We start from the raw sequence: 26,381 nt of genomic DNA, 5'->3' as shown, positions 1-26,381 counted from the left end.
CAGGAGGCCACAAGGATGCCTGCAATACCCCTGCGCGCCATGGTGCTGTGCGCCAACCCCGGCCGTCTGCTCAGGTACGGAGCGCTGTTCAACCGCTGCGGCTACTTCCACCTGAGCCTGTGCCTGGACCGACGGGAGCTGCGGCGCTCCCTGGACCAGGGTTACCCGTACGACTATTGCCTCTACGACGGATTCCGCCTGGACCAGGGCTGCAAGGGCACGCTGGCGATGCTGGGACGCAGCGACAGCATCCGGCGCTTCCTGCTGGTGGGTGAACTCGATTGCCGCGAGAAGCGCCTGTTGTTCGAGTGGAGCAGAGGCCATGGCCTGAGCATCGGCGCGGTGTCCGACCGGCCTTTGGGCCAGGTCGCCCTGGCCGCGTTGATCAAGCGTGATCGCGGCTGCCCCGACCTCCTGCGCGGCATCGCCTGAGGCGGCTTCCGGGAAGATGAGGTAAGGTCGTTTTCCAACCTTCCATGGCGAGACAGCGCATGACCGTCCAGGCCGATATCCTCAAGGCGATCGAAGGCATCGAGCATGGCTTCCAGCAAGCCGGCCAGGCACTCTCCGAGCGGATATTCCATTGCCGGCAGGTGCATGGCGCCGAGATCGTCGACGCGCGCTCGTTGTCGGAATCGGGACGGCATGCCGCCGACGGCGTTTTCAGCGAAGGGCCGCTGGCGGTCGCGGTGGTCACCGCGGACTGCCTGCCGATTCTCATGAGCAGTCGCGACGGTCGGGTGGTGGCCGCCCTGCATGGCGGCTGGCAGGGGCTCGTCGCCGGTATCGTCGGCGCGGCGGTGGCGCGCTTCAATGCGCGCGGCGTCGCCAGCGCGGACATCCGGGTCGCCATCGGTCCCGGGATCAAAGCCTGCTGCTACGAGGTGAGTGCCGGGTTCATCGAGGCGTTGCAGGTCGGCCACGGCCGCCTCTGGGAGGGCGCGGTGCCGCCCTGGAGCCAGCGTCGTCCGCTCCCCGAGCGGCCACCCCGGTTCGCTCCGCCCGAGCCAAGGCAGGCGGAGCAGGGCGCCTGGCTGGACCTGGTAGCCTTCTGTCGCCAGTTGTTCCAGGCCGCCGGCGTCGGGCCGGCGCAGATCGAAGCCAGCGCCGTCTGCACCTACTGTTCCGGCGATGCGTTCGCCAGTCATCGCCGACGCCAGCGCCTGGGCGAGGAGAAGCGTCAGCAGTACGCCTGGATCGCGCGCAAGCCGTGACCGCGTATCGGTATTGTCCGGAAATCCTGGATAGTCATGACGGTTGTCTGCTGTTTATCCGCCAATAGCCGGCTTCTAGACTTTCCCTGTCGATGCGTGGCTGTCGCCACGCTCATTCCAGGAGAGTCCCAGCATGCCTGACATCACCCAAGCCGCCATCGTCACCGGCGCCTCCCGCGGCATCGGTCGCGCCATTGCCCGGCGGTTGGCCGCCGACGGTTTCGCGGTCGCGGTCAACTATGCCGGCAACCAGGCCATGGCCGACGAGGTCGTGGCCGAAATCGTCGCCGCCGGCGGCGCGGCCATCGCCGTGCAGGGCGACGTGGCCAGCGCGGAGGACATGGACAAGCTGTTCGAAGCCACCAGGGGCGCCTTCGGCCGCATCGACGTGGTGGTCAACAGCGCCGGCACGATGCCCTACCTGAAGATCGCCGATGGCGACCTGGAGGGCTTCGACCGGGTGATCCGCACCAACCTGCGCGGCGCCTTCATCGTGCTTGGCCTGGCTGCCCGGCATGTCGAGCGCGGCGGACGGATCATCGCCCTGTCCACCAGCGTGATCGCCCGGGCGCTGCCCAGCTACGGTCCGTACATCGCGTCCAAGTCCGGGGTCGAGGGGCTGGTGCACGTGCTGGCCAACGAGTTGCGCGGCCAGGACATCAGGGTCAACGCGGTGGCGCCCGGCCCGGTGGCCACCGAGCTGTTCTTCAACGGCAAGAGCGCCGAACAGATCGACCAGATCGCCAGGCTGGCGCCGCTGGAGCGTCTCGGCGAACCGGACGAGATCGCCGCGGCGGTATCCTTCCTTGCCGGGCCGGACGGGGCCTGGGTCAATTCCCAGGTGCTGCGGGTCAACGGCGGTTTCGCCTGAGCCGTGTGGGCGGGGCACGAAAAAGCCGGCGCGAAGGCCGGCTTTTTCGTGGTCGCCACTGGCGGTCAGCGGTCGTTCTTGGTCGAAGAGCCGATGGCGTTGCTCAAGCCCTTGCTGTTGTGATCGCCGGGGGTGGTGGCGGAGATCGCGCTGGCCTGCGACAGCCCGCGGCTGTCGCGGGAGCTGGCGATGCCGGAGGTGGCTGAACCATGGCCTTTGCTGGAGTGGCCGCCGAGGTTGCCGCCATGGCTGCCGCCCTTGCCGCCGCCATGACCGCCACCGTTGCCGCCGCCATTTCCGCCCTTGGCATAGGCGGAGCCGACAGGAGAAAGCTCGCCAGGCAGCAGGGTGCTGCCCGCGAACAGCAGGCCGAGAGCAGCTACGGCGAACAGGGTATGTTTTTTCATTTGAGGGATGCCTCCGCAGGCATGTGGTGTGCCGTCTAAAGACCGTTGCGCGAACGACAGGTTCTGTGGAAAGCGACGGATGGCGGGCCCTGCCGGTGGTTCCTCCTTCAGCGGTTGCGCCAGTGCTCGGCGAGCAATCCGTAGAGCGCCGAGTCGGAGACTTCTCCGGAAACGATCCAGCGTTGTGCGAGCAGGCCCTCCTGGCGGAAGCCCAGGCGCTCCAGGCTGGCGGCCGAAGGCCGGTTGCGCGGATCGATCTCCGCCTCCAGGCGGTTCAGGTCGATTTCATCGAAAGCGAACGCCAGCAGCCTGCGCAGCGCCTCGCCCATGTAACCCCGGCCCTGGGCTGCACGTGCCAGGCAGTAGCCGAGTTCGGCGCGGCGCGAGCCTTTCTCGAAATGGAAGAGGATACAACTGCCGAGCAATTGGCCGTCTTCTCGACGCTCGATGGCCAGGTTCAGGTATTCGCCGTCGACGAGCGCCTGGCTGTCCCGCAGGATCGCCTCGCGGGCCTGCGCAGGGGTCGTCCACGGCGGTGTGTTCCAGTAACGCATGACTTCCGGGTCGGACATCATGGCGAACAGCGGCGCGGCGTCTTCCTCTCGGAAAGTGCGTAGCCGCAGGCGCGGGGTGTCCAACGGGTGGGGAAAGACGAAGTTCATCGGGCGCTCCTTTGCCGAGGTCGGAGGCTGCGCAGCTTAGCGCGCAGCGGCGAGGTCCTGGAGCTGATGTGCGTGCGGATGTTTCGCCGTGCGGGCTGGCTCAGTCGCCGGGACCGCCGAGTAGCAGCATCTGGTTGCCATCCGCGGCGTCCGGCGCGAATCCCTCGGGACACTTGCCTTTCAGGTGCCAGGCGAAGGCGATGATCTCGGCGATGGTGCGATACAGCGCTTCCGGAATGGCGTCGCCGAGTTCCAGGCGGGCGAGCAGGCGGACCAGCTCGGCGTTCTCGTAGATCGGTACCTCGTAGTCGCGGGCGATGGCCAGGATCGCCTCGGCCAGTTCGGCGTCGCCCTTGGCGGAAAGGGTCGGCGCGGCCTGGCCGTCGTAGCTCAGGGCGATGGCCTGGCGCGGGGCGGGTGACTGCTTTCTGTTCATGCGGTTTCGTCTACCCAGCGTTGTTCGATGGTCGCTCGCGGGCCCTGGGGCGGGTGGCCGCGTTGGCAGGTGATCTCGCCAACGGTCAGGCCGGCGTCGCGCAGGCGTTGGCGCAGGTGGCCGAGTTCATGCTCGACCAGCCGCGCGGTCGCGTCTCGCTCGGCCCAAAGCTGGCTGGACAGGCTGCCGCGTAGCAGGGTCGCCTGGGCGTGCAGCGGTCCCAGCGGCTCCAGGTCGAAGGCCAGTTCGACGCGCCAGAGGCTTTCGCGGGCCTCTTCGCCGGTCTTGCGCTGTTCTTCCTGGAACTTCACCTGCAACGGTACCACCGAGTGCTGATGGCGCATGGGCACCTCCATCTGCCAGGTCGCCAGTTGGGTGCCATCCGGCAGGGTGCTGGTCTGCGCCAGGCTCGACAACTGATGGGTCTGCAGGCGGGAGATCGCCGCGGCGGCAAGGCGCAGCAGTGACTCCAGTTCCATGTCCTCGTCGAACAGTTGGAGAACCTTGCTCGGCAGGGGAAAGTTCAGTGCCTGGGTCTTGTTGGCGCTCTGTCCCAGGTTGCCCAGGGCGTTGCGGACAAAGGCCGGCAGCGCCTGGGCCAGGTTCGCCGTGTTGCCGGCGAACATGCCCGGCGCCTGGGCGCCGGTCGGCGGCAGCGGCGACAGCTGGGCGAACAGGCGCAACAGGTTGGCCTTCAGGTCCTGGCCGAGATGATCGGTGGCGCCCTGCATCAGGCGCGCCTCGAGGAACAGGCCGCTCTGCTGCAGGGCCTGGCCGAGCAGCTTGGAATCGCCCATCTTCTGCGCCTCCGGCAGGCCGGCGAAGAGGCGCTCCACGGCCTGGCGCAGGCTGTCCGGCAGGTCGTTGCGGCCGTTCAGCCCCTGCAGGGCGGCGAACAGGCCTTCCAGGGAAGCCTGGCGGGCGCTCTGCCCGGCCAGTTGCTGGCCCAGCGCAAGCTGGTCGAGGCGTCCGCTGAGCGGCAGGAAGTCGATCTGCTGGCTGTTTTTCACCAGCGCCGTGAGCAGGCTGCCGACCGGCAGCGCCTGGGGCGAGTCGAGGCTCAGCTTGCTGCCGGCGAGCGGCGTGTTGAGCAGGTTCAGCAGGACCCGGTAGACCACCTGCTGGGCCTTGTCCGCCGGCAGCGCGGTGCTGGACAGGACCTTGCCCTGGAGCAGGGTGCCGGGCGGCAGTTGCTCCAGGTCGAGGCTGCTCAGCGGGCCAGCGCCGGCCATGCTGTCGAGCAGGGTTGCAACCACGCTGGTGTTGCTGGTGGCGCTGACGTTGAGCAGGTTGCCCGGCACCAGCGGCCGATTGCTCTGCACTTCCACCAGGCTCTGCCCGCTGTTCGCCAGGGTCAGCTTGAGCAGGACCTGGAAATTGTTCGCCAGGCCTTCCTTGACCGCCAGCACCTCGGCCTTGCCCGACTCGCCTTCGCCCAGCAGGCCGGCCAGGGTCTGCACCAGCTTCAGGGTCATCTCGGCGTCGGCCTGGGCGTTGCCCTGCGATTGCGCCGGCGGCAGCGGGCGTGGGGCGGAAACCGGGGGTAGTGGCGGGGAAGCGCCTATCTCGGCTGGCATGGGTAACAACCTGTCTTAAACGACCCTGCGGAGGCTGGGGAAGGGCGTGTATAATGCCGCGCCTGTCAAACAGGCTGGCCGCGTCGTCACCAGTATAGCGGCCGTGTTTATCCCGACTTTAGGGTCTGTTCCGTGAAGGCCTCCGGCGCCGCGACGAGGAGAGACGCTTGGCGATGTTGTTCGATGTCCGATCCTGCTGAAGTCCCCACAGCCAGCCCCTTGCTGGAAACCGTCGGGCTCGCCTGCGAGCGCGACTGGCGCATGCTGTTCGAGCGCCTCGACCTGCGCCTGGCCGCCGGTGAGATGTTGCAGGTGGTGGGTCCCAACGGCAGCGGCAAGACCAGCCTGCTGCGCCTGCTGTCCGGACTGATGCAGCCGACCGCCGGGGAAGTCCGCCTGAACGGCCGGCCGCTCGCCGAACAGCGCGGCGAACTGGCCCGCAGCCTGCTGTGGATCGGCCACGCCGCGGGAATCAAGGGCCTGCTCAGCGCCGAGGAGAACCTCACCTGGCTCTGCGCGCTGCACCAGCCGGCCAGCCGCGAGGCGATCTGGCAGGCCCTGGCCGACGTCGGCCTGCGTGGCTTCGAGGACGTTCCCTGCCACACCCTTTCCGCCGGCCAGCAACGCCGCGTGGCGCTGGCCCGCCTGTACCTGGACGCACCGCCCTTGTGGATCCTCGATGAACCCTTCACCGCCCTCGACAAACAGGGGGTGGCGCAACTGGAAACGCACCTGGCCGGGCATTGCCAGCGCGGCGGGATGGTGGTGCTGACCACCCACCACAGCCTGCAGCAGATGCCCGCCGGCTACCGCGAGCTGGACCTCGGTGCGCTCAAGGCGGCCAGCGGCGCGACGGTCGAGCCGGCGATGGGCGACCCGGCATGAGCAACGTCTTCAGCCTGCTCCTGGCGCGCGAGGCGCGCCTGCTGTTCCGCCGACCGGCGGAGCTGGCCAATCCGCTGGTGTTCTTCGCCATCGTCATCGCCCTGTTCCCCCTGGCGGTCGGGCCGGAGAGCCAATTGCTACAAACCTTGTCGCCCGGCCTGGTCTGGGTGGCGGCGCTATTGGCCGTGCTGCTCTCGCTGGAAGGGCTGTTCCGCAGCGATTTCGAGGACGGTTCTCTGGAGCAGTGGGTCCTTTCGCCGCACCCCCTGGCTCTTCTGGTGCTGGCCAAGGTGCTGGCACACTGGCTGTTTTCCGGGCTGGCCCTGGTCCTGATGTCGCCGCTGTTCGCGCTGATGCTGGGCCTGCCGGCCCGTTGCATACCGGTGCTGCTGCTTTCCCTGTTGCTCGGTACGCCGGTGCTGAGCCTGCTCGGCGCCGTCGGCGCGGCCTTGACCGTGGGCCTCAAGCGCGGCGGCCTGTTGCTGGCGCTGCTGATCCTGCCGCTGTACATCCCGGTGCTGATTCTCGGTAGCGGGGCGCTGCAGGCTTCGCTGCAGGGACTGCCCAGCAGCGGACATTTATTGTGGCTGGCGAGCCTGACGGCGCTAGCATTGACACTCACGCCATTCGCCATCGCTGCCGGCCTGAAGATCAGCGTAGGCGAGTGAGTCCGCCCGCCGAAGGCATCGGCGGGCGTGCGGTACCGGGCGGCTGTGCCGCCCACGCTTGACCCGGGCTGGCAGCGGAAGGTCTGCCCGGTATTTCCAAAGAGCCCTGTAAACAGAGCCTGATGATGAATTGGACATGGTTTCACAAGCTTGGGTCGCCCAAGTGGTTCTACGAGATCAGCGGCCGCTGGCTGCCCTGGTTCGCCGTGGCGGCGGCGCTGCTGATCGTCACCGGCTGCGTCTGGGGGCTGGCCTTCGCGCCGCCGGACTACCAGCAGGGCAATAGCTTCCGCATCATCTATATCCATGTGCCGGCGGCCTTCCTCGCCCAGTCCTGCTACGTCATGCTGGCCGTGGCCGGTGCCGTCGGGCTGATCTGGAAGATGAAGATCGCCGACGTGGCGGTGCAGTGCGCCGCTCCCATCGGCGCCTGGATGACCTTCGTCGCGCTGCTTACCGGGGCCGTCTGGGGCAAGCCGACCTGGGGCGCCTGGTGGGTCTGGGATGCGCGCCTGACGGCGATGCTGATCCTGCTTTTCCTCTATTTCGGCATCATCGCCCTCGGCCAGGCGATCAGTAACCGCGACAGCGCGGCCAAGGCCTGTGCCGTACTGGCCATCGTCGGCGTGGTGAACATCCCGATCATCAAATACTCGGTGGAGTGGTGGAACACCCTGCACCAGCCGGCCACCTTCACCATCACCGAGAAACCGGCGATGCCGGTGGAGATGTGGTTGCCGTTGCTGATCATGGTCCTCGGCTTCTATTGCTTCTTCGCGGCCATGCTGCTGGTGCGCATGCGCCTGGAAGTGCTCAAGCGCGAGTCCCGCACCGCCTGGGCGAAAGCCGAGGTGAAGGCCCTGGTGGAGAAGGCACGATGAGCTTCGAATCGTTCGGCGACTTCCTCGCCATGGGCCATCACGGCCCCTACGTCTGGTCGGCCTACGGCATCAGCCTGCTGGTGCTGGCGATCAATGTCGCCGAGCCGCTGCTGGCCCGGCGCCGCTACCTGCAAGAAGAGGCGCGTCGTCTGCGCCGGGAGGCCCAGCAGTGAATCCGGTTCGCAAGAAACGTCTGATCATCGTCCTCGCCATCGTGGCGGGTGTCGGCGCCGCGGTGGGCCTGGCGCTGTCGGCCCTGCAACAGAACATCAACCTGTTCTACACCCCGACCCAGATCGCCAACGGCGAAGCGCCGACCGACACCCGCATACGCGCCGGCGGCCTGGTGGAAAAGGGTTCTCTGCAACGCAGCGAGGATTCGCTGAACGTGCGTTTCGTGGTCACCGACGGCGCCAAGGAAGTGACCATCGCCTACCATGGCATCCTTCCCGACCTGTTCCGCGAGGGGCAGGGCATCGTCGCCCTCGGCAAGCTGGGCGGCGACGGCGTGCTGGTGGCCGATGAAGTGCTGGCCAAGCACGACGAGAACTACATGCCGCCGGAAGTCACCAAGGCGCTCAAGGACAGCGGCCAACTGAAGCACTACGAGAACGGCAAGACCGCCGGCGAGACCTCGTACAACCAGGAGGGCAAGTAGATGATCCCCGAACTCGGCCACCTGGCCCTGATCCTCGCCCTCTGCCTGGCCCTGGTGCAGTCGAGCCTGCCGCTGGTCGGCGCCTGGCGCGGCGACCGCCAGTGGATGAGCCTGGCGCGCCCGGCGGCCTGGGGGCAGTTCGCCTTCCTCGCCTTCGCCTTCGGCTGCCTGACCTGGGCCTTCCTGCGCGACGACTTCTCGGTGGCCTACGTGGCCGGCAACTCCAACAGCGCGCTGCCCTGGTACTACAAGTTCAGCGCCGTCTGGGGCGCCCACGAAGGTTCGCTGCTGCTCTGGGCGCTGATCCTCGGTGGCTGGACCTTCGCCGTGTCGATCTTCTCCCGGCAACTGCCGGAGGTCATGCTGGCCCGCGTGCTGGCGGTGATGGGCATGATCAGCACCGGCTTCCTGCTGTTCCTGATCATCACCTCCAACCCGTTCAGCCGCCTGCTGCCGCAGACCCCGATGGACGGCAACGACCTCAACCCGCTGCTGCAGGACGTCGGCCTGATCGTCCACCCGCCGATGCTCTACATGGGTTACGTCGGATTCTCGGTGGCCTTCGCCTTCGCCATCGCCGCACTGCTCGGCGGCCGCCTGGACGCCGCCTGGGCGCGCTGGTCGCGGCCCTGGACCCTGGTAGCCTGGGCCTTCCTCGGTATCGGCATCGTGCTCGGCTCCTGGTGGGCCTACTACGAGCTGGGCTGGGGGGGCTGGTGGTTCTGGGATCCGGTGGAAAACGCCTCCTTCATGCCCTGGCTGGTCGGCACTGCACTGATCCACTCGCTGGCGGTGACCGAGAAGCGCGGCGTGTTCAAGAGCTGGACCGTGCTGCTGGCGATCGCCGCTTTCTCCCTGAGCCTGCTGGGCACCTTCCTGGTCCGCTCCGGCGTGCTCACCTCGGTGCACGCCTTCGCCTCCGACCCGGAGCGCGGGGTGTTCATCCTCGCCTTCCTGCTGCTGGTGGTCGGCGGCTCGCTGACCCTGTTCGCCCTGCGCGCGCCGGTGGTCAAGAGCCAGGTCGGCTTCGCCCTGTGGTCGCGCGAGACCCTGCTGCTGCTGAACAACCTGGTGTTGGTGGTGGCGGCCTCGATGATTCTCCTCGGGACCCTCTACCCGCTGCTGCTCGATGCCCTCAGCGGCGCCAAGCTGTCGGTCGGCCCGCCGTACTTCAACGCCATGTTCCTGCCGCTGATGGCGGCGCTGATGGCGGCCCTGGCGGTCGGCGTGCTGGTGCGCTGGAAGGACACCCCGAGCCGCTGGCTGCTCGGCATGCTGACCCCGGTGCTGGTGGCCAGCGCGGTCCTGGCGGCGGCCGGTTCGATGTACTTCGGCGATTTCAACTGGGCGGTGCTGGCGGTGTTCCTGCTGTCCGCCTGGGTGGTCCTGGCCGGTTTCCGCGACTTCCTCGACAAGACCCGGCACAAGGGCGTGCTGGCCGGCGCCCGCAGCCTGACCCGCAGCTACTGGGGCATGCAACTGGCGCACCTGGGCATCGCCGTGTGCGCCATCGGCATCGTCCTCAGCAGCCAGTACAGCGCCCAGCGTGACCTGCGCATGTCGCCCGGCGACACCGTCGAACTGGGCGGCTACCACTTCCTCTTCGACGGCGCGAAGCACCACGAAGGGCCGAACTACACCTCGGACAAGGGCAGCATCCACGTCAGCCGCGACGGCAAGGAGATCGCCACCCTGCATCCGGAGAAGCGCCTGTACACCGTGCAGAGTTCGATGATGACCGAGGCAGGGATCGATGCCGGCTTTACCCGCGACCTCTACGTGGCGCTCGGCGAGCCGCTGGAGAACGGTGCCTGGGCGGTGCGCGTGCACGTCAAGCCGTTCGTCCGCTGGATCTGGTTCGGTGGCCTGCTGATGGGCCTCGGCGGCGCCCTGGCGGCGCTCGACCGGCGCTACCGGGTGAAGGTGAAAACACGTGTGCGCGAGGCCCTGGGCCTCGCCGGTCAGGGAGCCTGAGTCTTGAAACGAGCGATTCTGCTGCTGCCGCTGGGGATCTTCCTGATCGTCGCGGTGTTCCTCTTCCGCGGCCTCTGGCTGGACCCCAGCGAGCTGCCCTCGGCGCTGATCGGCAAGCCGTTCCCGGCCTTCGACCTGCCCAGCGTGCAGGACCCGGCCCGGCGCCTGACCGAGGCCGACCTCAAGGGCAAGCCGGCGCTGGTCAACGTCTGGGGCACCTGGTGCCCGTCGTGCCGGGTCGAGCACCCGGAACTGACCCGACTGGCCGAGCAGGGCGTGGTGATCTACGGGATCAACTACAAGGACGACAACGCCGCCGCCATCAAGTGGCTGAACGAGCTGCACAATCCCTACCTGCTGAGCATCAGCGACGCCGACGGCACCCTGGGCCTGGACCTGGGCGTGTACGGTGCGCCGGAAACCTACCTGATCGACAAACAGGGCATCATCCGCCACAAGATCGTCGGGGTGGTCGACCAGAAAGTCTGGCGCGAGCAACTGGCGCCGCTGTACCAGCAACTGCTGGACGAGCCGGAGGCCCGATGAAGCGTTTCCTCGTCACCGCGCTGCTCGGTCTCGCCCTCTGCGGCGTGGCCCGGGCCGCCATCGACACCTACGAGTTCGCCAGCGACGCCGAGCGCGAACGCTTCCGCAACCTGACCCAGGAACTGCGCTGCCCGAAGTGCCAGAACCAGGACATCGCCGACTCCAACGCACCGATCGCCGCCGACCTGCGCAAGCAGATCTACGGCCAGTTGCAGCAGGGCAAGAGCGACGGCGAGATCGTCGACTACATGGTTGCCCGCTACGGTGATTTCGTTCGCTACAAGCCGCCGGTCAACGAGCGTACCTGGCTGCTCTGGTTCGGTCCGGGCGCCTTGCTGCTGTTCGGCGTGCTGGTGATCGGCGTGATCGTCCTGCGCCGCCGGCGCACCGCTGCCAAGGTGCAAACCACCCTGTCCGCCGAGGAGCAAGCGCGCCTCGCCAACCTGTTGAAGAACGACAAATGATCGATTTCTGGCTCGCTGCCGGCCTGCTGCTGCTGGCGGCCCTGGCATTCCTGCTGATTCCGCTGCTGCGTGGCCGTCGCGCCCAGGCCGAGGAAGACCGTACCGCCCTGAACGTCGCGCTTTATCAGGAGCGGATCGCCGAGCTGGCCGGCCAGCAGGCCGCCGGCACGCTGACCGCCGAGCAACTGGAGAATGGCCGCGCCGAGGCTGCCCGCGAACTGCTCGCCGACACCGAGGGCAGCGGCGAAGAGCGTAGCTCGCGCCTGGGCCGGGCGGTCCCGCTGGTCGCGGCGCTGCTGGTGCCGTTGGTCGCGCTCGGCCTGTACCTGCATTGGGGCGCCAGCGACAAGGTCGAGCTGGCCCGCGAATTCGCCCAGGCGCCGCACTCCATGGAAGAGATGACTGCGCGCCTGGAGCGCGCGGTACAGGCCCAGCCGGATTCCGCCCAGGGCTGGTACTTCCTCGGTCGCACCTACATGACCCAGGAACGCGGCGCCGATGCGGCGCGGGCCTTCGAACGCGCCGCCGAACTCAGCGGGCGGCAGCCGGAAGTGCTCGGCCAGTGGGCGCAGGCACTGTATTTCTCCGGTGGCAAGAAAATGACCGCGCAGATCAAGGCCCTGGCCGACGAGGCGCTGAAGGGCGACCCGGCCGAAGTGACCACCCTTGGCCTGCTCGGCATCGCCGCCTTCGAAGAGCAGCGCTACGCCGACGCCATCGGCTTCTGGGAGCGCCTGGTGTCGGTGTTGCCGAACGAGGACCCGGCACGCTCGGCGATCCAGGGCGGCATCCAGCGCGCCCGCGAGCGCATGACCGAGGCCGGGCAGACTCCGCCGGCGCCGGCCGCGCCCGCTGCCGCCGGGGTGACCCTGACGGTGAAGGTGGATATCAGCGACGCGGTGAAGGGCCAGGTCAAGGCCGACGACAGCGTGTTCGTCTTCGCCCGCGCCGTCGGCGGCCCGCCGATGCCGTTGGCAGTGAAGCGCCTGACCGTCGCCGACCTGCCGGCCGAGGTCAGCCTGAGCGATGCCGACGCCATGATGCCGCAGCTCAAGCTCAGCGGTTTCCCGCAGGTCGAGCTGGTGGCACGGGTATCCCGCGCCGGCAACGCCATCTCCGGCGAGTGGATCGGACGCGGCAAACCGTTGTCTACTGCCCAGTCGTCGGCGCAAGCGCTGACCATCGACGGCCCGGACCAGCCCCAGGCGGCCCGGCCATAACGACAATCGGTTGGGGAGGTGCGGCGGTGAAGGCGAAGTATCTGGGTCTGGCGATTCTCCTGGGCGGTCTCGGCGGGTGCGTGGTGCATCCGCCGCAGACCAGCGAACCGCCGGCCTCGCTGCCGCCGCAGAGCCAGCCGCAGCCCGGTCCGTCCAGCGCGCCCGGCGCCACCCCGCCGCGCATCACCCCGCAACCGCAGACTCCGGCGCAGCCCAGCCGCTCGCGTCCGCAGTTCGCCCCGCCGCCAGGCGGCAAGGGCGTCTGGGACGGCAGCCTGGGGGTCTACGTGATCCGTGGCGAGCGCGATCTCTACTACCGCCAGCGCACCTACTACCGGTGGGACGGCGGCTGGTTCTGGTCCACCAGCCCGCAGGGTCCATGGACCGAGACCGACGCTCGCGGCATCCCGCCCGGTCTCAGCCGGCGCTACGCCAATCCATGATCCCTAGGGGTTCTCCGGGTCGTGCCCGAGCGACTGGATGAACAGCGAGAACAGCTCCGGTTGCGAGGAAATGTCCAGCTTGGCGTACAGGTGGCGCCGATGGACCTTGATCGTCTCCGGCGAGATCGCCAGGCGCTCGGCCATGGCCTTCGACGAGTAGCCGCGAAGGATCAGGCGGGCGATCTCCAGTTCCCGTTCCGATAGCACGCTGGCGCCGAAGTGGCTGAGGGCGTCGCGTATCTGCGTGGCCATCTCTTCCTGCGGTGCAGCCGGCAACAGGCGCTGGCTGCGTTGCTGCCAGTGCTGCTGCATCAGCGCCAGGACCCAGCTCGAGAGCAAGCCGAGCATCCCGCATTCCTCGTCGGCGAACATCCTCTGCATGCCCAGCGACAGCGACAGCGCGCCCTGGCCGGGCACCTGTAGGATGAACTGCACCTCGTCCTCCAGAACGTTGTCGTGGAAGTAGCTGAGGTAGTACTCGCTCTGCCGGAAATGGTCCGGGGCGATCTCCTCGAGGCGGTACAGGCCGCTGGCCAGGCCTTCCCGGCAAGCCTGGTAGAAGGGGTCGAGCAGGTACAGCCCGTTCAGGTAGGCGAGCATCGAGGCCGGCCCGGCGTGCGGTTCGGCGTCGTATTCCTCCAGGGCCACCGGCACGCCGTTGGCGGGGTAGAAGATCGCCAGGGCGTTGTCGAACGGCAGGTGCTGGCGCAGCAGCAGGATCAATTGCTTCCAGAAACGGTTGCCGCCGATCTGTTCGATGGCGCGGCCCAGGCTGGCGTGCATGCCGATGTCCCGGAACAGGGTGTGCATCCGTATTCGCTCCACGGTGGGTTTTCGCAGGCTCCGGTTTGCGGCTTTTCCACCCGCCGCGTCAAGGGGCGTAACCCCAAAGGGTGATTGGCCCGCCGGTTCCGCGCTCCTAGAGTCGGCGCATAACCAGCGCCCCGGCAAGGGGCCGCCGCGAGTCTCCGTTACTGCCTCAACTTCAATAACAATCAGAGGACAACGACATGAGCTCTTCCCCCGCGCCCGAAAGTGCGCTGAAACCCACGCTGGGCGTGTTCGACGTGGTCGCCATCACCGTTTCCGCAGTCACTCCCGCCAGTTCCGTCTTCGTCATCGCCCCCTTCGCCATCCAGCAGGCCGGCACCGGCGCTTTCTGGGCCTTCGCCCTGGCCGGGGTGCTGGCGCTGATGTTCGCCTGGTGCTATGCCGAGCTGGGCAGGGCGCACAGCACCGCCGGCGGCGAGTATGTCTACGCCAAGCGGGTGTTCGGCGGCTTGGCCGGCTACGCCACCTTCCTCACGGTGCTGGCGATGCTGCTGTTCATCCCGCCGGTGCTCGCCACCGGCGCGGCGACTTACCTGAACGCTGCCCTCGGCACCCACTTCGATGCGCAGACCGTGGCCCTGGCGATCGTTGCCTCCAGCTACCTGCTGGGCATCCTCAACATCCGCGTCAACGCCTGGGTCACGGGTACCTGCCTGCTGCTGGAAGTGGCGGCGCTGCTGGTGATCGTCGGCCTCGGTTTCGGCCATGCACAGCAACCGGCGAGCGTCCTGCTGCAGCCGCAGGTAGTCGGCGACGGCGGGCTGCTGGCGATCGCACCCTGGGCATTGGTGATCGGAGCGGTCGGTACCGCGCTGTTCTCCTACAACGGTTTCGGCGGCGCGGTGCTGCTCGCCGAGGACATGAAGGACGGCGGCCACAGCGTGCATCGCGCGGTGCTCTGGTCGCTGGCGCTGGTAGTACTGATCGAGATCGTCCCGCTCGCCGCGCTGCTGATCGGCGCGCCGTCGCTCCCGGCGATGCTCGCCAGCCCCGATCCGATCGGCTACCTGTTGAACAGCCATGGCAACGAGACGCTGTCGCGCCTGGTCAGCGCGGGAATCTTCCTCTCGGTGTTCAACGCCATCGTCGCCATCGTCATCCAGAGCGCCCGGGTGATCTTCAGCAGCGGTCGCGACGCGCTCTGGATGCCAGCGTTGAACCGTGCCTTCACCCGTATCCATCCGCGCTGGGAATCGCCCTGGCTGGCCACGCTGTTCCTCGCCATTCCCTCGGCGGCGCTGAGCTTCAGCTCCAACCTGGCCGAACTGACCTCGTTCACCGTGTTGCTGATCGTCATGGTCTACCTGATCGTCGCCCTCTGCGCGCTGTTCAGCCGGGTGCTGCGGCGCGACCGCGAGCATCCCTACCGGATGCCGCTGTGGCCGCTGCCGGCGCTGCTGGCGGTGAGCGGCGCGGGATACCTGCTGCTCAACCTGTTCCTGGCGGCCTCGGCCAGGGACGTGATGATCATTGTCGGACTGCTGGCGGTGTCGGTGATTCTCTACTGCACCTACGGCAAGCTCAGTCCGGCGTTCCAGAAGCTTTGAAACAGGAGTCCGCATGCGCGCTCGACAACTTGGCATCACCCTCGGCCTGGGCACTCCCGGCCCGTTCAACGCGATCACCGACGTTCCCGGCGTGCGCGTCGGCCACAGCACCCTGAACCAGCGGATCGACGGCAGGCAGGTTCGCACCGGCGTCACCCTGGTCCAGCCGCGCGCCGGTGCGGCGCGCCTGCAACCCTGCTTCGCCGGCTGCCATGTGCTCAACGGCAACGGCGACGCCACGGGCCTGGAGTGGATCCGCGAAGCCGGCCTGCTGACCACCCCGATCGCCATCACCAATACCCACAGCGTCGGCGCGGTGCGCGACGCGCTGATCGCCGAGGAGCGCGCCGAACTCGGCGACAGCGGGCTGTACTGGTGCATGCCGGTGGTGATGGAGACCTTCGACGGCCTGCTCAACGATATCTGGGGCCAGCACGTCGGCGCCCGCCAGGTCGGCGAGGCGCTGGCCTGCGCCGAGTCCGGACCGGTCCGCGAAGGTTCGGTGGGCGGCGGTACCGGGATGATCTGCCACGAGTTCAAGGGTGGCATCGGTAGCGCATCGCGGCGGCTTCCGGCGGAGCAGGGCGGCTGGACGGTGGGCGCGCTGGTCCAGGCCAACCACGGCCAGCGCCGCGAGCTGCGGGTCGATGGCTATCCTGTCGGCCGCCGGTTGGGCGACATCCCCTCGCCGTTCAGCGAGGAAGGCACCCCGGGTATGGGCTCCATCGTGGTGATCCTGGCCACCGATGCGCCGCTGCTGCCGCACCAGTGCCAGCGCCTGGCGCAGCGCGCCTCGATCGGCATCGCTCGCACCGGCGGTGGCACCGAGGACTCCAGCGGCGACGTGTTCCTCGCCTTCGCCACCGGCAACCAGGACCTGCCGCCAGCCGACTATGCGCGCAAGGACCTGCCGCAGAGCACGCCGCTGCGGATGCTCAACAACGACCACATCTCGCCGCTGTTCGCCGCGGCGGCGGAGGCGGTGGAAGAAGCCATCGTCAACGTGCTGCTGGCCGGCGAGGACATGCGCACCGAGGACGGCCGGCTGGTGCCCGCGCTGAAGGGGGAGAGGCTCCTGGCGGCGCTGCGCGAGACCGGCTGGCCGGGACGCTGAAAGCGGCTCAGCGCCAGCCGCGGGTGCGCGCCACCGCTTCGCTGAAACGCACCTGCCAGCGCCGGGCGGTGCCGGCGTCGACCCGCGGCTGGAACTCCGTGCGGGTATTGCGCGGCTCCGCCAGCTCGTGGCCGAGGCCACGCGCGGCAAGGGCGGCGCAACCGAAGGCGGTGAGTTCGTCGAAGCGCTGGGTGACGATGCGCCGTTGCAGGCTGTCGGCGAGGAACTGGGCGAAGTAGGGGCTGCGCGCCAGGCCGCCGTCGATGGACAGGCGGTCGGTGACCTTCAGGTAGCCGTCCATCGCCTGGATCACCTCGGCGCTGCGCAGCACCACGCCTTCGAGCAGGGCCTGGCAGAGGTCCTCGCGGCGGGTGCCGGCGTCCATTCCCAGCCACATCGCGCCGGCGCTGCGGTCCCAGTGCGGGCATGCGAGTCCCGACAGGGCCGGGACGAAGGCCAGGCCGCGCTCGATGGCCGGCGGCCGGTCGAAGCCGGCCAGTTCCGAGAAGTCGCTGAACAGGCCGAGACGCCCGGCCCACTCGACCGCGGCGCTGGCGTCGTAGACCCCGCCGTCCATGGCGTACACCGGTTTGCCATCGATCTGCCAGGCGATGGTGGCGAGCAGGCCTGTCTCCGGCGAGCGGATGATCCGCTCGCCGCTGAGAGTCAGGGCGAAGGCGCCGGTGCCGAAGGTGATCTTCGCATCACCGGGCTGGCGGCAGCCGTGACCGTAGAGCGAGGCCTGCTGGTCGACCACCGAGGCCGTCAGCGGGGTGTTGCCGATCACCCCGAAATGGCCGACGGTATCGCGGATTTCCGGCAGGCACTCGATCGGCACGCCGAACAGGGCGCACAGGTCGGGGTCCCAGCGGCCCTCGGCGAGGTTCATCAATGCGGTACGCGAGGCGGTGGTGACGTCGGTGGCGAAGGTTCCGCACAAGCGGTCGAGAAACCAGGCATCGCTGGTTCCCAGGCGCAGGCGGCCTGCCTTCAAAGCCCTGCGAGCGGCCGGAAGGTGCTCGACGATCCAGCCCAGCTTGCTGGCCGAGAAATAGGCGTCGAGCGGCAGGCCGCTGCGTTCCAGGACCAGCGCCTCGGCGCCGCTGGCGCGTAGACGCTCGATGTGCGGGGTGGTGCGGTTGTCCTGCCAGACGATCAGCGGCGACAACGGCTCGCCGCTGCGGGCGTCCCAGGCCATGCAGCTTTCGCCCTGGTTGGCGAGGCCGATGGCGTCGACCCGGCCGCTGGCCTCCAGGCAGCGTTGCAGGTTGGCCAGCAGTTCCAGCGGATCGTGCTCGACCCAGCCGGACTGCGGATGGTGTTGCTGGTGACGCAGCGCCAACTGAATATCGGCGCTGCCGTCCTGGCTGGCGACCAGCACGCGGGTACTGGTGGTTCCCTGGTCGAGGGCGGCGATTCGCATGGTCGGTTCTCTTCGCGGGTTCAGTGGCCGGAGGTGAGGAAGGCGACTTCCAGGCGCCGGGTGTCCGGCGGCAGGCGCAGGGCGGCCAGCGGCACCAGCAGGCGGCGCTCCGGCAGGCAGGACAGGGCACGCTCCCACACCGGGCGACCATCGGCCAGGATCCGCAGGCGGCCGCTGGCGGCCTCGCTTACGCGTAGCTGCAGATGCGCCAGGCCGGGTGTCGGGTCGGCCAGCAGCCGCTGCGGCACGCACAGCTTGAGCGGACCACTGCAATCGATGGCTATGCCAGGTGCGGCACTCGGCAGTTCGGCCCGCAGGTCGGCGGCCAGCAGGCCGGCGATCCTTCGTCCCTCGCGGAACGACCAGCCGGCGGTCTCGATCGGCCGGAGCAGGTTGCCGGCGGCGAAATAGGCGGGGTCGGAGCAGCGGCCGAACTGATCGATGCGCGGGCCGCCGCTGGCCGGGTCCAGTTCCAGGTGGCTGAGGCGGACCAGGCTCGATTCGGGAACGAAGCGTCCGCTGAGGAGGATGCCGTCGCAGGCGATCCGTTCGACGCGCCCGTCGCCCAGGCGTACCCGCGCCGCCTCGACCCGGCCGCGGCCTTCGATCTCCAGCAGCTCGCTGGAGAAGTGCATCGGCACTCCGCACAGCCTGGGAAACAGCGATAGCGGCCAACGCGCGGTGGCCCGTGCGTTGCGTTCGAGCATGGCCACCGGGCGGATGCCGGCACGCCGGCAGCTCATCACGGCGGACAGGCTGACCAGCTCGGTGCCGACGATCAGCGGCCGTTCGAACGGCTTCAGGCCTTGCAGATGGAGGTAGGCTTGCAGCGCGCCGGTATTGATCACGCCCAGCGGCCGGTCGCCGCCCAGCAGGCGCGCCGAGCGCGGCGTCTCGCGTGCGCCGGTGGCCAGCAGCACGCGTGTCGCGCGCAGACTGCGCGGGCCTTCGGGGGTGGCCAGTTGCAGCAGGCCGGCGGCGGCGAGAGCAACCACGCTATGGCGCAGGCGGATATCCACCCCGGCCCGTTCGGCCTGTTCGACGTTACGCTGTGCATAGGCCGGGCCGGTCAACAGGCGGCCGTGTTCGCGCAGGCCGAACGGCGGATGCGCGCAATGCCGGGGTATACCGCCGGCCTCGCCGTCGCGCTCCAGCACGCAGACCCGGGCGACGCCCTGGCGGCGTAGTTCGATGGCGGCTGCCAATCCGGCGGGACCGCTGCCGACGATGGCGACGTCGACCTGTTCAGTGATGCTCATGGCAACTCCCGGTGGCGAGGGGCTGGGCGAGGCGGCCGGCGCTCAGCTCGGCGACCCGCGCGTTGCAGTAGAAACCCTGGCAGCGTCCCATGCAGGCGCGGGTGCGACGCTTCAGGCCGCCGAAGTCGCCGGCTGGCAGCGGCCCTTCCAGGGCGGCGAGGATTTCCCGGCGGGTGACCATCTCGCAGTGGCAGACGATCTCGTCGTAGCCGGGACGCTGCCAGTCGCGCGGCAGGTGTTCGGCGAGGTTCGGTACCTGTGGCCAGAGCGGCTCGCGAACCGCTTCGTGGAAGCGCTCGCCCTGGTAGAGACGATAGACGTGGCGTGCGATGCCCAGCGCCGCGGTGAGACCGGTGGAACGGATGCCGCCGACACTGATCCAGTTGCGTCCGTCGACCTGGCGGATGCGGTATTCCTTCTTTTCGCTGGCCGGTCGCAATCCTGCGTAGGTGGCGGTGACCGGCATGCCGCGCAGGCCGGGGATCCGCTCGACGGCGGCGTCGATCAGTCGCTGCAGGGTGTCGCTGTCGACCCGTGCCTGTTCGCGGTCGTCCTGTTCCTCGGCGGTGGGGCCGGCGAGCAGGTTGCCGAAGACAGTACGGGTGAATACCACCCCCTTGGTCCGCTCGTTGGGTACCGGTAGCAGGATGTGCCGCAGCAGCGCCGCGGCGGCCTTGTCGAAGACCACGAACTGGCCCTTGCGCGGATGGATGGCGAAGCTCGCCGCGCCGAGCAGGCGCTGTTCCAGTTGGTCACCGAAGAGTCCGGCGCAGTTGATTACCTGGCGCGCGCGCAGATCGCCGCGGCGGGTATGCAACAGCCATTCGCCGCCGTCGAAGGCGCCGTCCAGCACTTCGACGTCGAAACAGGCCTCGGCGCCATGGGCCAGCGCCTGTTGCAGATAGGCGAGCGGCGCGGACCAAGGGTCGACCAGATGTTCCCCGGGGACCCGCACCGCGCCGAGCACGTTGCCGGCCAACTGCGGCTCCAGCGCCAGGACCTCGTCGCGACCGACCTGGCGGACGTCATCGACACCGTTTCCGTGGGCCTGCTCGACGATAGCCGGCAGGCGCGCCAGATCCTCGTCGCTCCATGCCGCCACCAGGGCGCCGGTTTCCAGCAGCGGCAGGTTGAGGCGCGCATGGATGTCGCGGTATTCGCGATAGCCCTCCTGCATGCAGGCCAGTTCGATGCTGCCGGGCGGCGCGTCGAAACCGGTATGGAGGATCGCGCTGTTGCCCTTGCTGGCACCGGAGAGGATGTCGGTGCTTTTTTCCAGCAGGACCACCCGCGCACCTTCCAGGGCGAAGCGGCGGGCCATGGCGCAACCCACCACGCCAGCGCCGATCACTGCAACGTCGAAGATCGCGGTCTTTGTCGCAAGCGGCTCAGTCATCGTTTCTGCCTGTTTCTTTTGGTATCAGTTTGCTTTTTGACCGTAACACTGATTTTTCACACAGAATTCTATGTGAAATTTGTTGTTTTAATGTGGCAACTGAAAGAGAAACAGTCAATCGATTAATCGACGGGCAGCCACCGGCACAGCCCCGGCCTGTCTCCGGGGCTGCGCGCGAGGGGAGTCAGGCCTGCGGGGTGCGCAGGGGGGCTTCGTGGACTTCCACCCGCGCCTGTTGCAGGGCTTCCCAGAGTTCCCCGGTAGGCTTGCGGTCGACCACCAGGCGGTTGATCCGGCTCAGCGGGAAGACCTGGAACAGGGCGCGCCGGCCGAGCTTCGAGGAGTCGGCGATAACCGTCAGTTGGCGGGCCTGGGCGATCATGGCACGGGCGATCTCGGCTTCCTCGATGGAAAAATCCATGGCGCCATCGCCGTTCAGCGCGCCGACGGTGATCACCGCATGCTCGGCGTTGAACCGGGCGATCTGCTCGATGGCCAGGGCGCCGACGTTCTGTTCGGATTCCGGGCGGTACTCGCCGCCGATCATGAATGCACGGTTGCCGGAGGCGCCGACGCTGCCGGCGATCAACAGCGAGTTGGTGATCACCGTCAGATGGCTCTGGCGCGCCAGTTCGCGGGCGAACAGCAGGGTGGTGGTGCCGGTGTCGATGAAGATGCTGTCACCGGGCCCGAACAGGCCGGCGGCGTAGCGGGCGACTGCGCGTTTTTCCTGGGCGTGCTCGTTCATTCGCGTCTGGAAGGCGTTCTCGTGCTCGCCGCTGGGCGGCAGGGCGGCCCCTCCGTGGAATTTGCTGACCAGGCCTTGTTCGGCCAGCGCGGCGAGGTCGCGGCGAATGGTTTCCTGAGAGGTGGAAAGGGTCCGCGCCAGTTCGTCCACCGAGATCCGCTCGCGCTGGCGCAGCAATTCGAGAATGTGGCGGCGGCGTTCCTCGGGGCGCATCGTGTTCTCCCATGGGCCGCATCCTGGTGCGGCGATTGTTACCGTGAATCGCCCGGTAGCGCCTGGCGGCGCTGGGCGGAAGGGGGCGGGGCGAGGCTTTGCGCAGGCCCGGCGGAAAATCCCACAGGTCCGTAAGGCAGGTACGCTCTTGGATTGGCCGCCTACTTGACCGTATGGGTGACCAATTTAGGTAAAACGAACCTTCAAATCAACACGAAAACCAAATTGTGGCACGCGAAATGCGAGTGTTCGCTTCGGCGGAGCGACCGGCGTGGCCGGCCTCCCGACCAGACAACCAGAAGAACGCATCCCGCTACGGGAGCCTGCCGAGGGGAGAACGACGCAGATGGCCGAGTTCGGAAACTATGTGATTTACCTGATCATGCTGGGTGCGGTACTTGGCGCGCTGGCTTCCATCCTGCGCCCGGAAAGCGGTCTGGGCCGCGAGTTCGTCAACGGCATCCACGCCATCGGTCCGGTGTTCCTCGCCCAGGCCGGCATCATGGTAGCCATTCCCTATCTGTCGAAGGCGATTTCCCATGCCCTCGGCCCGTTCTTCCAGACCCTCGGTTCCGACGTATCCATCGCCGCGCTGTCGATCATCGCGGTGGACATGGGCGGCTACCAGTTGGCCGATGCCCTGACCGCCAACCGCGACATGTGGATTACTGCCATGCTGGTGGGCTACACCTCCGGCGCGACCATCGTCTACCTGATCCCGGTCGGCCTGACCATGCTCGAGCGCAAGGACCACAAGTACCTGGCGCTGGGGGCGATGGCCGGGTTGATCAGCATTCCGTTCGCGGTGCTGGCGGCGTTGCTGCTGATTACCCTCAACCACATCCCGGTGCGCGAACTGGTATCGACCGGTTCGCCGGCCCTGCACTACCTGTCGCTGGACTTCCTCGACATGCTTCGGCTGCTGGCGCCGCTGTTCGTCTTCTGCTTCCTGCTGGCCGCCGGCCTGAAGTACCGGGCGACGGCGATGGTCACCGGGTTCCTGGTATTCGGCAAGGTGATGGACGCGTTCATCAAGATGGCCCTGGCGCTTTCCATCGTCCAGCACTTCACCGGAGTCTTCACCAAGGTCTTCGGCGGCTGGGGCTTCGACCCGATGTTCGCCGACGAGAAAGAGTTGTTCCGCGCCATCGAGATCGCTGGCTACATCGGCATCATGCTGGCCGGGACCTTCCCCATCTGCTACCTGTTCCAGCGCTACTGCAAGCGCCCGATGGCGGTCCTCGGCCGTTACCTGGGGCTGTCCCAGCCGGGCGCCACCGCCTTTGTCATGGTACTGGCGAACATCATCGCCACCTACCACCTGTTCAAATACATGAATGCTCGCGACAAGGTGCTTTGCGTGGCCCTGGGCGTCTGCGCCCAGGCCACCATCGGCGATCACCTGGCATTCACCGCCAACTTCCAGCCGACGCTGATCCTGCCGATCCTGCTCGGCAAATTGTTCGGCGGCCTGCTGGCGGTATTCATCGCCATCCGCATCTCGGTGCCTGCCGCCGAGCGCTATGCGCGGCAGGAGCAGGAGCATGACGAGGCGGAAAAAAGCGCCCTGCACGCAGCCTGAAACATCCCCGACGAGCGCCGCGAGCCATCGCGGCGTCGCTTTCCGCAACGAGGTAACCATGCGCAAGATATTCCTAGCCTGTCCCTACAGCCATGCCGACGCCGAGGTGGTCGAGCAGCGCTTCCGTGCCTGCAACGAGGTCGCGGCGACCATCGTCCGCGGCGGCCACGTGGTATTCAGCCAGGTCTCCATGTCCCACCCGATCAACCTGTGCCTGGCCGAGCTCGACCGCGCGGCGATCGGCAGGTTGTGGGCGCCGGTGGACGCCTTCTACATGGATCACCTGGAAGAGCTGATCGTCCTCGACCTGCCGGGCTGGCGAGACAGCGCCGGCATCCGCCGCGAGATGGAGTTCTTCGAGGCCGGCGGACAGCGGGTCAGCCTCTGGTCCGAGGTGGAGCACGAGTTTCGCTGAGGCGGCAGTGGCTGAACTGCAAGCCGAATGAAAAAGCCGGAAGCGCGAGCGCTTCCGGCTTTTTCGTCAAGCGGCGAGGGATCAGTTGGGGCTGTAGATCTGGTCGAATACGCCGCCGTCGATGAAGTGGGTCTTCTGCACGCTGCGCCAGTCGCCGAAGGTCTTCTCCACCGAGAAGAAGTCGACTTTCGGGAAGCGGTCGGCGAACTTGGCGAGGATCTCCGGGTTGCGCGGGCGCAGGTAGTTGTTGGCGGCGATGGTCTGGCCCTCGTCCGACCACAGGTACTTCAGGTAGGCCTCGGCCTGGGCGCGGCTGCCTTTCTTCTCGACCACCTTGTCGACCACCGCCACGGGGGCTCGGCCTCGGCGGACACGCTCGGGTAGACCACCTCGAAGCCGCCTCGGCCGAATTCGCGGGCGATCATCTCGGCTTCGTTCTCGAAGGTCACCAGTACGTCGCCGATCTGGTTCTGCATGAAGGTAGTGGTGGCGGCGCGGCCGCCGGTGTCGAGCACCGGTACCTGCTTGAACAGCTTGCCGACGAATTCCTTGGCCTTGTTCTCGTCACCGCCGTTCTTCAGCACGTAGCCCCAGGCGGAGAGATAGGTGTAGCGGCCATTGCCGGAGGTCTTGGGGTTCGGCACCACTACCTGGACGCCGTCCTTGAGCAGGTCCGGCCAGTCCTTCAGGGCCTTGGGGTTGCCCTTGCGAACGATGAACACGGTGGCCGAGGTGAACGGCGCGCTGTTGTTCGGCAGGCGGGTCGCCCAGTCCTTCGGCACCAGGCCGCCGTTGTCGGCGAGGGCGTCGATGTCGGTGGCCTGGTTCATGGTGATGACGTCGGCGGGCAGACCGTCGATCACCGAGCGCGCCTGCTTGCTGGAACCGCCATGGGACATCTGGATGGTGATGTTCTCGCCTTTCTCCGCTTTCCAGTATTTCTGGAAGGCCGGGTTGTATTCCTTGTAGAAGTCGCGCATCACGTCGTAGGAGACGTTGAGCAGGGGCTGGGCGGCGTGAGCGGCGCCGCCGAGCGCCAGGCCGGCGGCCAGCAGGGAGGCGCTGAACAGTCGTTTCACAGGGCAGTTCCTTTGAGCATGTTGTAGTGGCTCGACTATAACGTCGGGTTATATGCAGGGTAAATATCAAAAACTGCTTTGCTTATTACCCGCTCGAGCCTATGCCGCGGCCGGCGCTTTGGCCAGCGCTAGTCGAGGCCGCTGACCGCCAGGTCCTTGGGATACTCCACGCTGAACTTCAGGGTGGCGCTGCGTTTCTCGCCGGGTTGCAGGGTCCAGTCCCACTTCAGCTTGCCGTCGTCCTCGCGCTTGACTTCCTGCGCCTTGGGTTCCAGCAAGGTGACCTGGATCTGCTCGTTGCGCGAGACCGGCAACTGGTCCTCGAACTGCACGCGTTCGGCGTTCTTGTGGTTGTTGCGCACGTCGATGCGGAATTCGTAGTTGACCCGCGTGCGGTTGCCGATCAGGCCGCTGCTGTCGGTATAGCGCTTGACCAGCTTGCGTTCGATGCCGATGCCCTCGTCGGCGCCCAGTGCCAGTTCGAAGCTCTCGCCGGGCATCACCCCGCGCAGATGGCCGCTGGCGACGAAGCTGTTGCCGAGAAAGGTATTCAGGGTGCCGGGGAGCAGCGGGTAGTCGCTGTCGTTGCGGGTCTCCGCCTCCAGGTAGGCGGTTTCGCGCAGGGCCGGGGCCGCCAGATAGCGCAGCTTGGCCGGCATTTCCAGGCGGGCGATGGTGACCTTCTGCGCGCTGCCGTCGCTGTTCAGGGTCGCCGGCACGGGGATGTGGAAAGAGGCGCTGGCGGCGCCGCTGCTGACCTCCGCGGTGGCGAGCGGCGCCTCGGCCAGCTTCGGCGCCGGGGCCGGCATGGCCATCTTCGCCGAGGTCCTGGCGATGGGAGCGGCTTGCGGCATGGGCGCCGGAACGTCCTGCATGGCCATCTCGGCACCGTAGTAGGCGTTGGGCGCGTCGATGTCGACGATCCAGGGATTCAGCCGCGGTACGTTGCCGCCCAGGGCCGGACGGGCGGTGGAGAGGGTCAGGTCGATGTCGGTCCAGTCTTCGCCGCTGCTCTGCCGGACCAGGCCCTGGTAGGTCAGTTCGATGGTCTTCGCGCCGTCGCGCAGGCGCGCGTCGTAGGTCGGCTGCCAGGAGGCGTCGCGCAGGGTGTAGTCGAGCTTCACCTCGACCTGTGCCGGTTGCTCCAGGGCGACCCGCAGGACCGCGCGCTTGAAGCGCTTGCCGTCGCCGTTGAGGGTGCCGCGCTGCTCCTGCAACTGCTGCTTGCGCTGTTCCAGTTCGGCGGCGCGGTCGTCCAGCTGGCGCTGCTCGGCGAGCAGGCGTTCGAGGTTGCCTTCGGTCAGTTGCAGCAGGCTCTTCAGCTCGTCGATGCCGGGCATGGGGCGATCCTTGCCGGGCTGGGTGCTGCCGCTCTGGATGTCGGCGAGGAACTTCTTCTGCGCTTCGAGCACGCTGCCGCGGTCATGGATTTCCCGCAGTTGCCGGTCTATCTCGCGCAGTTGCTGGTCGAGCTGCTGCACACGGTTGTCGTCCGGGCGCTCGACCCGTTGCGCGGCGCTGCTGACGTCGAGCAGGGTGGCGGCGGCGCTGGCGCCGAGGGACGCGCGCAGGCTGGTGTCGTCGAGCTGGAAGGGCAGTTGCTCCAGGGCGATCTCATGCTGGCCCTTGGGCAATTGCAGGCGGGCGGTGCGGGTGACCACGGCACGGTCGGCGTAGACGGTGACCGCGCTGATGCGGCTGTCGACCGCTTGTGGCGCGGCCAGCAACGGAGCGCTGGCGAACAGGCCGGCGAACAGGAGCGGAGAGGCGGCGAGTCGATTCACGATATCTCTTCCTTGGGCGGATGGAGGGGCGAGGAACCCATGCGTGCGGTCCCTTCCTGCTGCCTGAGACGCAAGCGCGGCGAA

Annotated in this window: 27 protein-coding genes and 1 pseudogene; 17 read left to right on the top strand and 11 right to left on the bottom strand. The window is 67.7% G+C overall.

All coding sequences use genetic code 11. The features are described 5' to 3' along the window. Positions 1 to 15 precede the first annotated feature (15 nt). The 3 genes from AT700_RS17870 (at position 16) to AT700_RS17860 (ending at position 2,085) form a co-directional block, all read left to right on the top strand. The gene (locus AT700_RS17870; protein WP_048521166.1) at positions 16 to 432 is read left to right on the top strand and encodes a hypothetical protein; all 417 of its coding nucleotides are present in this window, start codon (positions 16 to 18) and stop codon (positions 430 to 432) included. 59 nt (positions 433 to 491) lie between these two features. Further along, on the top strand, positions 492 to 1,214 hold the full coding sequence (locus tag AT700_RS17865; protein WP_003083110.1) for a polyphenol oxidase family protein: 723 nt from the start codon (positions 492 to 494) through the stop codon (positions 1,212 to 1,214). 133 nt (positions 1,215 to 1,347) lie between these two features. Then, positions 1,348 to 2,085: an SDR family oxidoreductase gene (locus AT700_RS17860; RefSeq protein ID WP_003087132.1), complete on the top strand. Its 738-nt coding sequence runs from the start codon at positions 1,348 to 1,350 to the stop codon at positions 2,083 to 2,085. A gap of 65 nt (positions 2,086 to 2,150) precedes the next feature. On the opposite strand, the gene AT700_RS17855 is transcribed toward AT700_RS17860, so the two are convergent. The 4 genes from AT700_RS17855 to AT700_RS17840 form a co-directional block, all read right to left on the bottom strand. Further along, positions 2,151 to 2,492, bottom strand: coding sequence for a hypothetical protein (locus tag AT700_RS17855; RefSeq protein WP_003117799.1), 342 nt, complete (start codon positions 2,490 to 2,492; stop codon positions 2,151 to 2,153). 107 nt (positions 2,493 to 2,599) lie between these two features. Further along, entirely contained in the window at positions 2,600 to 3,154 is a 555-nt protein-coding gene (locus tag AT700_RS17850; protein WP_003083119.1) for a GNAT family N-acetyltransferase, read from the bottom strand. Between the two features lie 100 nt (positions 3,155 to 3,254). Next, a complete protein-coding gene (locus tag AT700_RS17845) occupies positions 3,255 to 3,590 on the bottom strand; it encodes an EscU/YscU/HrcU family type III secretion system export apparatus switch protein (RefSeq protein ID WP_003083121.1) in 336 nt (111 codons plus the stop codon). Next, the gene (locus AT700_RS17840) at positions 3,587 to 5,065 is read right to left on the bottom strand and encodes a flagellar hook-length control protein FliK (RefSeq protein WP_078801577.1); all 1,479 of its coding nucleotides are present in this window, start codon (positions 5,063 to 5,065) and stop codon (positions 3,587 to 3,589) included. The genes AT700_RS17845 and AT700_RS17840 overlap by 4 nt, the downstream gene beginning before the upstream one ends. A gap of 285 nt (positions 5,066 to 5,350) precedes the next feature. Between AT700_RS17840 and ccmA the strand changes: the two genes are divergently transcribed. The 10 genes from ccmA (at position 5,351) to AT700_RS17790 (ending at position 12,906) form a co-directional block, all read left to right on the top strand. Next, positions 5,351 to 6,052 (top strand): cytochrome c biogenesis heme-transporting ATPase CcmA, encoded by a 702-nt coding sequence (gene ccmA, locus AT700_RS17835; RefSeq protein WP_034073338.1) that lies wholly within the window; start codon positions 5,351 to 5,353, stop codon positions 6,050 to 6,052. Next, on the top strand, positions 6,049 to 6,720 hold the full coding sequence (ccmB, locus tag AT700_RS17830) for a heme exporter protein CcmB (protein ID WP_003083130.1): 672 nt from the start codon (positions 6,049 to 6,051) through the stop codon (positions 6,718 to 6,720). The genes ccmA and ccmB overlap by 4 nt, the downstream gene beginning before the upstream one ends. Positions 6,721 to 6,842: 122 nt before the next feature. Continuing rightward, positions 6,843 to 7,601 carry a heme ABC transporter permease gene (locus tag AT700_RS17825; RefSeq protein ID WP_003083135.1) on the top strand — a complete coding sequence of 253 codons (759 nt, stop codon included), beginning with the start codon at positions 6,843 to 6,845 and terminating at the stop codon, positions 7,599 to 7,601. Further along, on the top strand, positions 7,598 to 7,774 hold the full coding sequence (gene ccmD, locus AT700_RS17820) for a heme exporter protein CcmD (RefSeq protein ID WP_003083136.1): 177 nt from the start codon (positions 7,598 to 7,600) through the stop codon (positions 7,772 to 7,774). The genes AT700_RS17825 and ccmD overlap by 4 nt, the downstream gene beginning before the upstream one ends. Then, entirely contained in the window at positions 7,771 to 8,259 is a 489-nt protein-coding gene (gene ccmE / locus AT700_RS17815; protein WP_003117796.1) for a cytochrome c maturation protein CcmE, read from the top strand. Before ccmD ends, ccmE begins: the two co-directional genes overlap by 4 nt. Beyond that, complete coding sequence (locus tag AT700_RS17810; RefSeq protein WP_003107324.1) at positions 8,260 to 10,233, top strand: heme lyase CcmF/NrfE family subunit; 1,974 nt, start codon at positions 8,260 to 8,262, stop codon at positions 10,231 to 10,233. Between the two features lie 3 nt (positions 10,234 to 10,236). After that, the gene (dsbE, locus tag AT700_RS17805; protein WP_003083138.1) at positions 10,237 to 10,779 is read left to right on the top strand and encodes a thiol:disulfide interchange protein DsbE; all 543 of its coding nucleotides are present in this window, start codon (positions 10,237 to 10,239) and stop codon (positions 10,777 to 10,779) included. Further along, positions 10,776 to 11,243 (top strand): cytochrome c maturation protein CcmH, encoded by a 468-nt coding sequence (ccmH, locus tag AT700_RS17800; protein ID WP_003087150.1) that lies wholly within the window; start codon positions 10,776 to 10,778, stop codon positions 11,241 to 11,243. Before dsbE ends, ccmH begins: the two co-directional genes overlap by 4 nt. After that, a complete protein-coding gene (gene ccmI / locus AT700_RS17795) occupies positions 11,240 to 12,463 on the top strand; it encodes a c-type cytochrome biogenesis protein CcmI (RefSeq protein WP_003083145.1) in 1,224 nt (407 codons plus the stop codon). Before ccmH ends, ccmI begins: the two co-directional genes overlap by 4 nt. 26 nt (positions 12,464 to 12,489) lie before the next feature. Continuing rightward, a complete protein-coding gene (locus AT700_RS17790; protein WP_003087156.1) occupies positions 12,490 to 12,906 on the top strand; it encodes a hypothetical protein in 417 nt (138 codons plus the stop codon). Between the two features lie 3 nt (positions 12,907 to 12,909). Here AT700_RS17790 and AT700_RS17785 read toward each other — a convergent pair whose 3' ends face one another. Continuing rightward, positions 12,910 to 13,716 carry a helix-turn-helix transcriptional regulator gene (locus AT700_RS17785; protein ID WP_003083150.1) on the bottom strand — a complete coding sequence of 269 codons (807 nt, stop codon included), beginning with the start codon at positions 13,714 to 13,716 and terminating at the stop codon, positions 12,910 to 12,912. 200 nt (positions 13,717 to 13,916) lie between these two features. Between AT700_RS17785 and AT700_RS17780 the strand changes: the two genes are divergently transcribed. Together AT700_RS17780 and AT700_RS17775 are read left to right on the top strand one after the other, a co-directional pair. Beyond that, positions 13,917 to 15,284 (top strand): APC family permease, encoded by a 1,368-nt coding sequence (locus tag AT700_RS17780; protein WP_003083157.1) that lies wholly within the window; start codon positions 13,917 to 13,919, stop codon positions 15,282 to 15,284. A 13-nt stretch (positions 15,285 to 15,297) separates the two neighbouring features. Further along, positions 15,298 to 16,398, top strand: coding sequence for a P1 family peptidase (locus AT700_RS17775; RefSeq protein ID WP_003083160.1), 1,101 nt, complete (start codon positions 15,298 to 15,300; stop codon positions 16,396 to 16,398). A 7-nt stretch (positions 16,399 to 16,405) separates the two neighbouring features. Here the strand turns inward: AT700_RS17775 and AT700_RS17770 are convergent, their stop codons facing one another. The 4 genes from AT700_RS17770 to AT700_RS17755 all read right to left on the bottom strand — a co-directional run bounded on the left by AT700_RS17770 (position 16,406) and on the right by AT700_RS17755 (position 21,437). Continuing rightward, the gene (locus AT700_RS17770; protein WP_003114294.1) at positions 16,406 to 17,821 is read right to left on the bottom strand and encodes a glycerol kinase; all 1,416 of its coding nucleotides are present in this window, start codon (positions 17,819 to 17,821) and stop codon (positions 16,406 to 16,408) included. A gap of 20 nt (positions 17,822 to 17,841) precedes the next feature. Then, positions 17,842 to 19,080 (bottom strand): NAD(P)/FAD-dependent oxidoreductase, encoded by a 1,239-nt coding sequence (locus AT700_RS17765; protein WP_003122934.1) that lies wholly within the window; start codon positions 19,078 to 19,080, stop codon positions 17,842 to 17,844. Continuing rightward, the gene (locus AT700_RS17760; protein ID WP_003159947.1) at positions 19,067 to 20,476 is read right to left on the bottom strand and encodes an NAD(P)/FAD-dependent oxidoreductase; all 1,410 of its coding nucleotides are present in this window, start codon (positions 20,474 to 20,476) and stop codon (positions 19,067 to 19,069) included. Before AT700_RS17760 ends, AT700_RS17765 begins: the two co-directional genes overlap by 14 nt. Positions 20,477 to 20,660: 184 nt before the next feature. Further along, positions 20,661 to 21,437: a DeoR/GlpR family DNA-binding transcription regulator gene (locus AT700_RS17755; protein ID WP_003083169.1), complete on the bottom strand. Its 777-nt coding sequence runs from the start codon at positions 21,435 to 21,437 to the stop codon at positions 20,661 to 20,663. 346 nt (positions 21,438 to 21,783) lie between these two features. Between AT700_RS17755 and eutH the strand changes: the two genes are divergently transcribed. Together eutH and AT700_RS17745 are read left to right on the top strand one after the other, a co-directional pair. Beyond that, complete coding sequence (gene eutH / locus AT700_RS17750; protein ID WP_003083171.1) at positions 21,784 to 23,019, top strand: ethanolamine utilization protein EutH; 1,236 nt, start codon at positions 21,784 to 21,786, stop codon at positions 23,017 to 23,019. 58 nt (positions 23,020 to 23,077) lie between these two features. Next, positions 23,078 to 23,434 carry a DUF1937 family protein gene (locus AT700_RS17745; RefSeq protein ID WP_023086434.1) on the top strand — a complete coding sequence of 119 codons (357 nt, stop codon included), beginning with the start codon at positions 23,078 to 23,080 and terminating at the stop codon, positions 23,432 to 23,434. Between the two features lie 81 nt (positions 23,435 to 23,515). Here the strand turns inward: AT700_RS17745 and AT700_RS17740 are convergent. Both AT700_RS17740 and muiA read right to left on the bottom strand, forming a co-directional pair. Further along, a pseudogene (locus AT700_RS17740) lies at positions 23,516 to 24,513 on the bottom strand (sulfate ABC transporter substrate-binding protein). Positions 24,514 to 24,641: 128 nt separating this feature from the next. Continuing rightward, complete coding sequence (gene muiA, locus AT700_RS17735; RefSeq protein ID WP_048521164.1) at positions 24,642 to 26,297, bottom strand: mucoidy inhibitor MuiA; 1,656 nt, start codon at positions 26,295 to 26,297, stop codon at positions 24,642 to 24,644. Positions 26,298 to 26,381 lie beyond the last annotated feature (84 nt).

The sequence above is a fragment of the Pseudomonas aeruginosa genome (assembly GCF_001457615.1).
Lineage (GTDB): Bacteria > Pseudomonadota > Gammaproteobacteria > Pseudomonadales > Pseudomonadaceae > Pseudomonas > Pseudomonas aeruginosa.
The sequence above is the reverse complement of the archived record's forward strand: the minus strand, read 5'-3'. Positions and strand labels throughout refer to the sequence as shown.

Coding starts and splice junctions, on each gene's coding strand:
- AT700_RS17780 (WP_003083157.1), top strand. CDS start 13,917: ATGAGCTCTTCCCCCGCGCCCGAAAGTGCGCTGAAACCCACGCTGGGC.
- AT700_RS17765 (WP_003122934.1), bottom strand. CDS start 19,080: ATGAGCATCACTGAACAGGTCGACGTCGCCATCGTCGGCAGCGGTCCC.
- AT700_RS17840 (WP_078801577.1), bottom strand. CDS start 5,065: ATGACCCTGAAGCTGGTGCAGACCCTGGCCGGCCTGCTGGGCGAAGGC.
- AT700_RS17845 (WP_003083121.1), bottom strand. CDS start 3,590: ATGAACAGAAAGCAGTCACCCGCCCCGCGCCAGGCCATCGCCCTGAGC.
- AT700_RS17785 (WP_003083150.1), bottom strand. CDS start 13,716: ATGCACACCCTGTTCCGGGACATCGGCATGCACGCCAGCCTGGGCCGC.
- ccmI (WP_003083145.1), top strand. CDS start 11,240: ATGATCGATTTCTGGCTCGCTGCCGGCCTGCTGCTGCTGGCGGCCCTG.
- AT700_RS17865 (WP_003083110.1), top strand. CDS start 492: ATGACCGTCCAGGCCGATATCCTCAAGGCGATCGAAGGCATCGAGCAT.
- AT700_RS17755 (WP_003083169.1), bottom strand. CDS start 21,437: ATGCGCCCCGAGGAACGCCGCCGCCACATTCTCGAATTGCTGCGCCAG.
- AT700_RS17855 (WP_003117799.1), bottom strand. CDS start 2,492: ATGAAAAAACATACCCTGTTCGCCGTAGCTGCTCTCGGCCTGCTGTTC.
- AT700_RS17825 (WP_003083135.1), top strand. CDS start 6,843: ATGATGAATTGGACATGGTTTCACAAGCTTGGGTCGCCCAAGTGGTTC.
- ccmA (WP_034073338.1), top strand. CDS start 5,351: ATGTCCGATCCTGCTGAAGTCCCCACAGCCAGCCCCTTGCTGGAAACC.
- AT700_RS17850 (WP_003083119.1), bottom strand. CDS start 3,154: ATGAACTTCGTCTTTCCCCACCCGTTGGACACCCCGCGCCTGCGGCTA.
- eutH (WP_003083171.1), top strand. CDS start 21,784: ATGGCCGAGTTCGGAAACTATGTGATTTACCTGATCATGCTGGGTGCG.
- AT700_RS17810 (WP_003107324.1), top strand. CDS start 8,260: ATGATCCCCGAACTCGGCCACCTGGCCCTGATCCTCGCCCTCTGCCTG.
- AT700_RS17770 (WP_003114294.1), bottom strand. CDS start 17,821: ATGCGAATCGCCGCCCTCGACCAGGGAACCACCAGTACCCGCGTGCTG.
- ccmD (WP_003083136.1), top strand. CDS start 7,598: ATGAGCTTCGAATCGTTCGGCGACTTCCTCGCCATGGGCCATCACGGC.
- AT700_RS17760 (WP_003159947.1), bottom strand. CDS start 20,476: ATGACTGAGCCGCTTGCGACAAAGACCGCGATCTTCGACGTTGCAGTG.
- AT700_RS17745 (WP_023086434.1), top strand. CDS start 23,078: ATGCGCAAGATATTCCTAGCCTGTCCCTACAGCCATGCCGACGCCGAG.
- AT700_RS17860 (WP_003087132.1), top strand. CDS start 1,348: ATGCCTGACATCACCCAAGCCGCCATCGTCACCGGCGCCTCCCGCGGC.
- AT700_RS17870 (WP_048521166.1), top strand. CDS start 16: ATGCCTGCAATACCCCTGCGCGCCATGGTGCTGTGCGCCAACCCCGGC.
- ccmH (WP_003087150.1), top strand. CDS start 10,776: ATGAAGCGTTTCCTCGTCACCGCGCTGCTCGGTCTCGCCCTCTGCGGC.
- AT700_RS17775 (WP_003083160.1), top strand. CDS start 15,298: ATGCGCGCTCGACAACTTGGCATCACCCTCGGCCTGGGCACTCCCGGC.
- ccmB (WP_003083130.1), top strand. CDS start 6,049: ATGAGCAACGTCTTCAGCCTGCTCCTGGCGCGCGAGGCGCGCCTGCTG.